The 11,143-nt window shown below is 64.2% G+C and carries 5 protein-coding genes; 4 read left to right on the top strand and 1 reads right to left on the bottom strand.

Going from position 1 to position 11,143, the window contains the following annotated elements; all coding sequences use genetic code 11:
- Positions 1-14: 14 nt before the first annotated feature.
- Together ENSA7_RS17190 and ENSA7_RS42290 are read left to right on the top strand one after the other, a co-directional pair.
- Positions 15-7,421, top strand: coding sequence for a SpvB/TcaC N-terminal domain-containing protein (locus ENSA7_RS17190; protein WP_106090384.1), 7,407 nt, complete (start codon positions 15-17; stop codon positions 7,419-7,421).
- The gene (locus tag ENSA7_RS42290; RefSeq protein WP_146157795.1) at positions 7,418-8,074 is read left to right on the top strand and encodes a hypothetical protein; all 657 of its coding nucleotides are present in this window, start codon (positions 7,418-7,420) and stop codon (positions 8,072-8,074) included. Before ENSA7_RS17190 ends, ENSA7_RS42290 begins: the two co-directional genes overlap by 4 nt.
- Positions 8,075-8,161: 87 nt before the next feature.
- Here the strand turns inward: ENSA7_RS42290 and ENSA7_RS17185 are convergent, their stop codons facing one another.
- Entirely contained in the window at positions 8,162-9,136 is a 975-nt protein-coding gene (locus ENSA7_RS17185) for a CNNM domain-containing protein (RefSeq protein ID WP_106090383.1), read from the bottom strand.
- 507 nt (positions 9,137-9,643) lie between these two features.
- Here ENSA7_RS17185 and ENSA7_RS17180 point away from each other — a divergent pair.
- Together ENSA7_RS17180 and ENSA7_RS17175 are read left to right on the top strand one after the other, a co-directional pair.
- Positions 9,644-10,285 carry a transposase zinc-binding domain-containing protein gene (locus ENSA7_RS17180; RefSeq protein ID WP_181233824.1) on the top strand — a complete coding sequence of 214 codons (642 nt, stop codon included), beginning with the start codon at positions 9,644-9,646 and terminating at the stop codon, positions 10,283-10,285.
- Positions 10,282-11,143 (top strand): toxin TcdB middle/N-terminal domain-containing protein (locus tag ENSA7_RS17175; protein ID WP_280524014.1); only part of this gene is annotated, 862 nt, incomplete at its 3' end. The genes ENSA7_RS17180 and ENSA7_RS17175, both read left to right, overlap by 4 nt.

Raw genomic sequence — 11,143 nt, 5'->3', positions numbered from 1 at the left:
GGGGAGCTGCCGCCATGAGCAACGACAAGACCAACCGCCCCGGCATGACTTCGGGTCCCTCGATCCCGATCGAGGGTCCGCAACCTCGCCAGCCCTTTGGCGCTGGGACATTCCCGGGCCGCGACGCGCCCGGGGCCGGGATGAAGCCCGATGCCAACCCGTTCGCGCAGGTGTTCAAGTCGCCGTATGGCGGCGCGCAGTCGCCCGAGGGACAAGGGGATCCAACCTCGAGCTTTGCGCCGTCGATCAGCTTGCCGACCGGCGGTGGGGCCCTGCGGAGCATCGGCGAGAAGTTCTCCCCAAACCCGTTTACCGGGGGCGGCTCGATGTCGGTGCCGGTCGCCAGCTCGCCGGGGCGTGGCGGGTTTGGGCCCTCGTTGTCGCTCAGCTACAGCTCTGGGCTCGGCAACGGGCCATTCGGGCTGGGGTGGATGCTGGGGGTGCCTGCGATCTCGCGCAAGACCGACAAAGGGCTGCCCGAGTACCGCGACCAGGATCCCAAGCTCGAGCGGCGGGACACGTTCGTGCTCGCGGGCGTCGAGGACTTGGTGCACGCGCTCGACGAGCAGGGCGAGGTCTGGACGCAGGTTCGCGACGGGCACCGGGTTCATCGTTTCATGCCGCGGGTCGAGGGCGGGTTTGCCAGGATCGAGCGGTGGACGTCGCAAGCGACTGGGGAGGTGCATTGGCGAACGATCACGCCCGACAACGTGACGAGTCTCTATGGCGTGACGCCGTTCGGCCGTGTCTCGGATCCTGGCGACCCCAAGCGCGTGTTCTCGTGGTTGCTCGAGGAGAGCCACGACGACCGCGGGAATATCGTGGTCTACGAATACAAGCCCGAGGATCTGGCAGGCGTGGACCAAAGCGCGCTCGAGGAGCGGCCGCGGTTGGCGAAGACTAGCGTGCAGGCGCAGCGCTACCTCAAGCGGATCAAGTACAGCAACGCGACGCCGTTCGTGAAGGGCGGTTGGCTGTTCGAGGTGGTGCTCGACTATGGCGAGCACGGGGTGATGCACGACGACCAACTCGAGGTCTCGCCGTCCGAAGTCCGCGAGTGGTCTGCGCGGCAAGACACGTTCTCGACCAACCGCGCGGGCTTTGAGCTGCGCACGCGTCGGCTGTGCCGGCGGGTGTTGATGTTTCACCACTTCTCCGCGGCGCTCGGGCCGGCGCCGTACCTGGTCGCGTCGACGGACTTCATCCACGACGAGGGGCCGGCGCTCACGCGGATCACCGGCGTGATTCAGCGCAGCTATCGGCGCGATGATCAGACCGAGCACTTCGAGGTCGCGCAGCTGCCTACGCTCGAGTTCGACTACAGCGAGCCGATCATCGATCCCACGGTGCACGAGATCAATGATCCGGGCACGCTCAGGAACCTGCCCGCCGGGATCGACGGTCGGCAGTATCGGCTCATGGATCTCGATGGCGAAGGCTTGCCGGGGATCGTCGCCGAGCAGGCGGGCCAGTGGTACTTTAAACGGGGACTCGGCGATGGTCGCTTTGGGCCGATGCTCGCACTTCCCAGCCGGCCGACGACGCTGGGCATGGCGGGCACGCAGCTCATGGACGTCGACGGCGACGGTCGCAAGGAGCTGGTCAGCTTCGTCGCGCCTGCGCGGGGGTTCTTTCGGCGGACCGAGCAGGAGGGCTGGGGAAGCTTTCGGGCGTTCTCCTCGGTGCCCAACATCGACTGGCAGGATCCGCGGCTGCAGATGATCGATCTGTGCGGGGACGGCTTCCCTGATCTGCTGATCGATCGTGGCCGGGATTTCGTCTGGTACCGCAGCAAGGGCGCCGACGGGTTCGAGAGCCCGCGGTTCGTGCCGAACCCGGGGGATGATCGCAGCAAGCCGATGGTGCTGTTCTCGGATCCGCGCACGGCGATCCAGTTCGCGGACATGACCGGCGACGGGCTGGTCGACATCGTCAGGATCCGCAACGGCGAGTGCGTGTATTGGGCAAACCTCGGGTATGGGCGGTTTGGCCCGATGATCCGCATGCGCGGGCTGTCAGCGTTCGCCGCCGGCAACCTGTTCGATCCAGCGCGGGTGCGGCTCGCGGACGTCGACGGTAGCGGGGCGACGGACATTTTGTACCTCGGGGATCGCGGGGCGACCTTGTTTCGCAATCTGTGCGGCAACGGTTTTGCGGCGGCCGAGCAGATCTCGAGGTTCCCGGGCGTGCGCAGCGTCGATTGGGCCGAGGTCGTGGATCTGAAGGGGACCGGGACCGGGCACCTGGTGTGGTCGTCATCGCTGAGCTCGGGGCGCGGCGGCGTGCTTCGGTACATTGATCTGATGGGTGGGCAAAAGCCGCACTTGCTGATCGGGTCCCGCAACAATATGGGCGCCGAGACCAAGGTTGCGTACGCGCCGTCGACAAAGTTCTACCTGGCCGACAGGCGAGCCGGGAAGCCATGGGCGACGAAGCTGCCGTTTCCGGTGCAGGTGGTCGAGCGGGTCGAGAGCATTGATCACGTGACGCGCCAGCGGTACGTGCAGCACGTGGCGTACCACCACGGGTACTTCGACGGGCAAGAGCGGGAGTTTCGAGGGTTTGGGATGGTGGAGAGCTGGGACACCGAGTCGTTCGAGGATTTTTCGAATGCGGGGTTGTTCTCGTTCAAGCAATTCGACGCGGTGGAGGAGCAGCTGCACCAGCCGCCGGTGTACACGAAGAGCTGGTTTCACACGGGGGCGTTCTTGGGGGCGGAGCGGCTGGAGCAGCGGTTCGCGCAGGAGTATTGGGCGGGTGACGCGGCGGCGTTCGTGCTGCCGAGGAGCGTGTTGCCGAGTGGGCTCAACGGCGCCGACGCGCGCGAGGCCACGCGGGCGCTGGCGGGGCGGACGTTGCGGACCGAGGTCTATGCGTTGGATGGGTCCGACAAAGAGGACGAGCCGTTCACGGTGAGTGGGGCGAACTTTGAGGTCCGGCAAGTGCAGGGTCGCGGGCCGAACGTGTATGGGGTGTATCTCGCACACGACCGCGAGGCGCTGAGCTACCAGTATGAGCGCGACCCCGCGGACCCTCGCATCGCGCACAGCTTCGTGCTCGAGGTCGACGACTACGGCACGGCGCTGCGCTCGGCTGCGGTCGTGTACCCGCGGCGCAGCTTCGTGCTCGACGAGCAGGGTGTGTGCCACGCGACGCTCAGTGAGACAGACGTCGTGCACCTCGATGCGAGCGACGACGTGTTGCGGCTGGGCGTGCCGGTCGAGGCGCGTAGCTATGAGCTGCACGGGCTCCCGGCGCCGGGGGACGATGCCTTCACCTGGCAGGCAATACGCGACGCCGCGGACACGGCCAACGCGGTGGCCTACGACGGGCAGCTGTCGAACGGCATCGACAAGCGCCTGCTCACTCGCAGCCGTACCCGCTATCTCGCCGATGACCTGTCCGCGCCGCTGGCCCATGGTGTCGTGCAGAGCAAGGCGCTGGCGTATGACAGTGACGCGATGGCGATGACCGAGTCCCAGCGGCAGTCGGTGTTCGGCGGGCTGACTGGCGCGCCCACCAACGCCGAGCTCGAGGACGAGGGCAAGTACGTGCTCGCCGATGACGCGTGGTGGGTTCGCACGGGTCACCCAAGCTACGACGCGAGCAAGTTTTTTGCGGTCACATCCGTCGAGGACCCGTACGGCAACGTCTACTCGACCACCTACGACGCGCACGCGCTGCTGACCGTGAGCAGCACCGACCCGCTCGGGAACACGGCCAGCGCCGAGCACGACTATCGCGTGCTCGGGCCCTGGCAGCTGACCGACGCGAACGGCAACCGCAGCCAGGTCGCGTTCGACGTGCTCGGGTTCGTCACCGCCACCGCGGTGATGGGCAAGGTCGGCGACACCGACGGTGACACGCTCGAGGACCCGACGAGCACGTTCGAGTACGACCTGTTCGCCTGGCAGAACACCGGCAAGCCCAACTGGGCGAAGATGCGTGTCCGCGAGACGCATCAGGACGTCAGCACCCGCTGGCTCGGGTCGTACAACTACTTTGGTGGTGCCGGTGGCGTCGTGATGACGAAGGTGCAGGCCCGACCAGGACTCGCGCCCGAGCGCGATGGCAACGGGGAGCTCGTGTTCGTCGATGATGTTTTGCAATACGAGGACACCAGCCCGAGCGTGCGCTGGGTCGGCAACGGTCGCGTCGTCAAGGACAACAAGGGCAACGTGCTCAAGGCGTATGAGCCGTACTTTTCTAGTTCCCACATATACGAGGACGAAGCCGAGTTGGTCGAGCAGGGTGTGACGCCGCTGATGCACTATGATCCGCTGGGGCGGCTGATCCGCACGGACCTGCCCAACGCCACATTTTCCAAAGTGGAGTTCACGCCGTGGGAGCACACCAGCTACGACCCGAACGACACCGTCATCGGCAGCGACTGGCACACGGCGCGGATCAGCTACCAAGGCGCCGACGTCGGCCTGCTCGCGGAGAAGCGGGCCGCGTTGCTCGCGGCGGACCACCACGGCACGCCGAGCGTCGTGCACCTCGACACGCTCGGGCGGCCGTTCTTGTCGGTCGCCCACAACAAGGATCTGATTGGGGACTCAGAGTACTACACGACGAAGTCTGTGCTGGACATCCAGGGGCACGTGCTCGAGGTGATCGACGCGCGGGACAACACGGCCGAGTCTCGGACGTTCGGGATGCTCGGGCAGTCGTTGGTGGTCAGCAGCGTCGACGCGGGCGACCGGTACACGCTGCTCAACGCGCTGGGGCAACCCATGCGAAACTGGGACAGCCGCAGCCAGCGCTTCTCGTACTCGTATGACACCCTGCGCCGTCCGGTGGACCGGACGGTCAGCGTGTCTAGCGGCTCGGAGAAGTTGCTGGGGCGCATCGTGTATGGCGACTTACTCAGTACGCCCGAGGACACCAACCACGTCGGTCGTGTGTATCGGGTGTACGACGGCGCTGGCGTGGCCACCACGGTGGAGTTCGACTTCAAGGGCAACCCGCTCGAAGAGCAGCGACAGCTCGTCACGAGCAAGACTACCCAGCCCGACTGGAGCGCGCTGCTGGGCGAGAGTACAATTGCCGCGATGGCAACCGCCGCGACCTCGCTGCTCGACTCCGAGACGTTCTCGGCCAGCAGTGAGCGTGACGCGGCGAACCGGGTGCTCACGGCGATCTCGCCGGACGACAGCGAGGTGAGCTACACGTACGACGAGGGCGGCGCGCTGCAGGCCGTCGAGGTCAAGCACCGCGGGAGCTCCACCGCGCAGACCGTGGTCGGGGAGATCTCCTACAACGCCCGCGGCCAACGCGAGAGTGTCGTGTACGGCTCGACCTCCAGCCCGACCACGACGACCACGTACACCTATGACCTGGAGACCTACCGGCTCGCGTCGCTCACCACCGTCCGCGGAAGCGATGACGCCACGCTGCAGGGCCTACACTATCACTACGACCCCGTCGGCAACATCACCGACATCCGCGACACCGCGCAGGAGACCGTCTACTTCAACAACTCCGTGGTCGAGGCTGCGAACTCGTATACGTACGACGCGACGTACCGGCTGATAGAAGCGACGGGCCGCGAGCACAGCACGCAAGGCACGACGCAGCGCACGGACGTGCAGATCACGATCGGTGCCCAGCCGATGACGAGTGACCCGTCTGCGATGCGGCGGTACACGCAAAAGTTCACCTACGACGAGGTGGGCAACATTCTGAAGATGCAGCACATCCCCGCCTCGGGGAGTGGCTGGACTCGGTACTACGAATACGACGCCTACGGCAACCGGCTCGAGAAGACGTCCGCTCCCGGAGATCCGGCAAACGGGCCGTACACGCACGCGTACACCTACGACGCGCACGGCAACATGACCGCGATGCCGCACCTGTCGAGCATGGTGTGGAACCACGACGACGAGCTGCGCGAGGTCGCCGTGGGCACGGAGACGGTCTACTTCCAGTACGCGGGCGGCATGCGCAGCCGCAAGTACGTGGAGAAGTCCGGCGCGACCACCGAGGAGCGCATCTACATTGGCGCATTCGAGATTTATCGCAGGAGCATCAGCGACACGCTCGACCTCGAGCGGGAGTCGCTGCACATTAGCGACGACACCGGTCGCATCTGCATCATTGAGACCAAGACGGTCGACGGCGGCTCTGCGGTCGGGGGTCCGACTGGCGTCTGGCGGTACCAGCTGAGCAACCACCTCGGCTCCGCCGCGACCGAGGTCGACGGGAGCGGAGCGGTCATCTCCTACGAGGAGTATCATTCCTACGGCACGAGCGCGTACCGAGCTGTGAACACGAGCATCGACGTCTCGGCCAAACGCTACCGCTATACGGGTATGGAGCGCGACGAGGAGACGGGGCTCGCGTACCACTCTGCCCGCTACTATGCTCCTTGGTTGGGGCGATGGGTCTCGGCTGACCCGATCGGACTCGGAGATGGACCGAATCGCTGGATGTACGCTACCGACAATTCAGCAACACTAGCGGACAAATCGGGTACCTTGACAACAAAGCCGGGGTTGTTGGAGCAAGCCGAAGCATTTATAAAAGATCCCATCGGGGAAGCCTCTAAACGCATTGACGGAGTTCGGCGAAAGCTCAATCCAAGCCCCAGTCCAAATGGGCACGGAACACCCTTCGACTCCCTTGATCAGCTTAATTCCCAGGCTGAAGGTGTACTGGAACTCCCGACGACGATTGCACTGGGTACGGTCGCCGCCGGAGAGGTGATGGCTGCGGAGATTGTGGACGAATCCGCTTTCGGTGGTGTGGCCGCACTCGCAGAGGGAACGGAGTTTGAGCCAGTGTTCAACAATGAAGTGACGGCTGAAGCAGAGGCTTTTGCCCTTCTCTTCATCCTTATGCTAGGGGCCCTCGGCGTGGGGGAGCCAGCGGCGGTAAACGGAGCGCGCACCCTTGTCGGCGCATTAGAGGGTGGCACACCTCTCGCTGGCGAGGCTATTGCTGACCTGCGAGCAGTTGCGACCGTCGATGGAGTCGAGGTAATGATTGCGGAAGCTGAGGCTCTGCTGCCCAGCGGATTGACAGTCGCGGAAGTCGGCCTCGCCGAGAGTGAAGCCTGTGCCGCGAACACGATTGCGATCTCTCGAAATCTGCAAGGGGTTGGTGTCCACGCGGAGGCAATTACCGAAGTCGAGCAGGGTCTGACAGCGACCGATGAACTGCTCGAAGTGCTCATGCCTGAGATTTATCTTACTGACACGGTGGCGGCAGGCACATTTGAGGAGATGGTTGTCGCTATGTCACGGAGCCCAGGCAGCGTTGGCATTCTTACGTTTGAAACCGCGTCGACAGATGTGGGGCATGTCGTCAACGCAATAGTTGACACGGCGGGCAATGTTATTTTAATTGATGGTACGGGCGAAGCGATGCTGGCCGAATTGTCTGAGTTTACAAATCTCACCTTCCACTTTAGCCCATGACCGTACAGAAAGAGCAAATCGACATGCTGCTTCATGCGCTTTCACGCATTGCATGCGCGCGCGCGGAAGTTGCTGAGGTATCGCAATCGGGTAAAAACTCGATTTTGAGGTGGCGAATCAAGTCCAAGAAGGAGGTGGCGTACCTAGGCAAGCTGCCTGTGATCACCTGCCACTCCGACGGGACATTCAGCTGGATACTTAAAGGGGACAGCTACCGGTTCACCCTTGCTGATGTTGTGGCGCTCGATCCCAACGCCAACGAACTAGAACAGCATGTAAGTGCTCCCGTTCGGGAATTTGCGTACTACTTGCGCAGTCTCGACTGTGAACCGCAGGCGCTAACAGTGGCCTTGAAGCGCAATACAAAATTAAAAAATCGTTTGTGTAGCATTGCGGTGAAAATTGCGCATCCTGGCATGGCTTTCTGTGATCTGTTGCACTGCGCACGCAATTCTTGGCGATACAACCTAGAATCTATGCGCACGCCAATGGCTTTCCCTTTTGACGATGTCGACTATCAGCGAGCGGAGCGAGAAGTGACATCGTCAACTACGCGAGGGATCATTTCGCAATGGTCGCACGGGGCTGGGCGCGTTGAGTTCGACATATTTGCAGCCGATCCATCAGGTTGCTCGATTCATCTGCTTGGGTAGGGGGGTCCCCGCCCGAAGGGCATGTAGTATCCGTCCAGCGAACCGCAATCCGACGACAGACGAGGAGCGCGATAAAGAAGAGGCTCGCTACTCAGTCTCACGGCGATCTCGCCCGACGACATCGAGGTCATCTACAGCTACGACGAGGGCGGCGCGCTGCAGGCCGTCGAGGTCAAGCACCGCGGCAGCTCCACGGCCGAGACGGTCGTGGGAGACATCACCTACAACGCCCGCGGCCAGCGAGAGTCCGTGGTCTACGGCTCGAGCTCGAGCCCGACCACGACGACCAACTACACGTACGACCCGCAGACGTACCGGCAGCAAGCCGTTGGACAGGACGTTGGCCACGACGATCAGCGGCTTGAACATCATGGTGAAGATCTTGAGCGGCAAGGACAGCCGCAACGAGGTTCGCTCTGCCGTGTGGATCGCCCAGATCTTCGGCCACTGCTCGCCGAGCACCATGTGCAGCAGGGTCACGATCGTCAGGGCCAGGCCGAACGAGACCACGTGCAGGGTCGTGTTGTCGTGGGTGTCGAAGCCCATGGACTCCGCGGCCAGCTCGATCAGGGCCGCGAACGCAGGCTCGGCGAGGTAACCGAGCACGAGGCTGGCGATCGTGATCCCCAGCTGGCAGGCGGAGAGGTACAGATCGAGCTCGTCAAACATGCCGATCAGACGCTTGGCGCGTGCGTCGCCCTGGTCGGCCAGAGCTTGCATGCGGGCGGGACGAGTCTTGACCAGGGCGAACTCGGCGGCGACGAAGATCCCGTTGAGGAACACGAACAGCGCAGTCCAGATCAGCTTGGCGACCATGTCGCCCAGGGTGTTCGCCGATTCGGATGGTAGGGCATAATGCTGCACGTAGCGCTGGCGCGAGACGTAATCTATCGACTCGACCCGCTCGATCACCTGCACGGAAAACGGCAGCTTGGTCGCCCACAACCTCCCCGCCGCTTTGTCCGCCAAGTAGAACTTGGTCGACGGCACGTACGCAACCTTGGTCTCGGCGCCCATGTTGTTGCAGGTCCCTATCAACAGATGCGGCTTTTGTCCGCCCATCAGGTCGATACCGCAACAACCCGCCGCGCCCCGAGCTCAGCGACGAGCTCCACAGCAAACAGCCGGTGCGCTCGGGCGAGGAGGCGGACGAGCTCGCCGTGTGGGTCGCGGAGTATGTGCCCCGGTTTCACGCGGCGATGCGGGCACACTACGTGACAGTGGGGGGCGGGCGCCCCTGAGAGCGCCTGGCCGCACGAGCCCAACTCGGGCGCAACTCGGCGATGTCTCGCACCGTCCGCGCCCGCTCGGGTCGAATTCGCTCAATTCTCGGCGTGCTGTCGGGCAGACACAGCCCCGTCCGCGCCAGCAGTTGCAGGATCGGCTGTGGCCCAAAATGGGCCGCCTTTGCTCACAGCGCCTTGGACCGGGCACGCACCGCTCGGTGTGTGCACGGCGTGACTCGGCGAGGCTGCTTTCCCGCAAGCGAGGGTGGCCCAAATCCCGGACACCTCGCTGGCTCACGCGTGAGCGCTGCAAAGCCTGAGCACGACGGCCGAGCAGCTGGTCGTGGCTGCTCCCTCACCGTGCTCGACGACTCCGCGTCGAGACAGCTATCAGCGTCGCCGGCCCGACGAGACGCGGCTGTACCAGCTCATCGAAGAGCATTGGCCGACTTTCCTCGAGCGCGCCGAGCAGGCCGGCGGCTTGCCTGACTTCATCGTCGAGGAGTTCGAGGCATACCTGCGCTGCGGCATGCTCGAGCACGGTCTCGCCCACTTTGTTTGTCGGCAATGTGGCGAGTCGTTGGTCGTGGCGTTTTCCTGCAAGCGCCGAGGGTTATGCCCGTCGTGCCTCGGCCGGCGTATGTCCGACGTTGCCGCGCATCTCATCGACGAGGTGTTCCCGGAGGTCCCCGTGCGGCAGTGGGTGTGCTCGCTGCCGTGGCGGCTGCGCTATGCAATGGGCTACGACCGCAAGCTGTGTGCCGACGTGCTCGACGCGTTCATCGTCGCGCTGCCCACCCGGCCGACGACGCTGGGCATGGCGGGCACGCAGCTCATGGACGTGGACGGCGACGGTCGCAAGGAACTCGTCAGCTTCGTCGCGCCTGCGCCGGGGTTCTTTCGGCGGACAGAGCAGGAGGGCTGGGGAAGCTTTCGGGCGTTCTGTTCTCGGATCCGCGCACGGCGATCCAGTTCGCGGACATGACCGGCGACGGGCTGGTCGACATCGTCAGGATCCGCAACGGCGAGTGCGTGTATTGGGCAAACCTCGGGTATGGGCGGTTTGGCCCGATGATCCGCATGCGCGGGCTGTCAGCGTTCGCCGCCGGCAACCTGTTCGATCCAGCGCGGGTGCGGCTCGCGGACGTCGACGGTAGCGGGGCGACGGACATTTTGTACCTCGGGGATCGCGGGGCGACCTTGTTTCGCAATCTGTGCGGCAACGGTTTTGCGGCGGCCGAGCAGATCTCGAGGTTCCCGGGCGTGCGCAGCGTCGATTGGGCCGAGGTCGTGGATCTGAAGGGGACCGGGAACGGGCACCTGGTGTGGTCGTCATCGCTGAGCTCGGGGCGCGGCGGCGTGCTTCGGTACATTGATCTGATGGGTGGGCAAAAGCCGCACTTGCTGATCGGGTCCCGCAACAACATGGGCGCCGAGACCAAGGTTGCGTACGCGCCGTCGACCAAGTTCTACCTGGCCGACAGGCGAGCCGGGAAGCCATGGGCGACGAAGCTGCCGTTTCCGGTGCAGGTGGTCGAGCGGGTCGAGAGCATTGATCACGTGACGCGCCAGCGGTACGTGCAGCACGTGGCGTACCACCACGGGTACTTCGACGGGCAAGAGCGGGAGTTTCGAGGGTTTGGGATGGTGGAGAGCTGGGACACCGAGTCGTTCGAGGATTTTTCGAATGCGGGGTTGTTCTCGTTCGAGCAATTCGACGCGGTGGAGGAGCAGCTGCACCAGCCGCCGGTGTACACGAAGAGCTGGTTTCACACGGGGGCGTTCTTGGGTGCGGAGCAGCTCGAGGAGCGGTTTTCTGCGGAGTATTGGGGCGGTGACGCGA

Source organism: Enhygromyxa salina (assembly GCF_002994635.1).
GTDB classification, from domain to species: Bacteria; Myxococcota_A; Polyangia; order Nannocystales; family Nannocystaceae; genus Plesiocystis; species Plesiocystis salina_B.
Note: the sequence above shows the minus strand (reverse complement) of the source record. Positions and strands in the feature narration are given on the sequence as shown.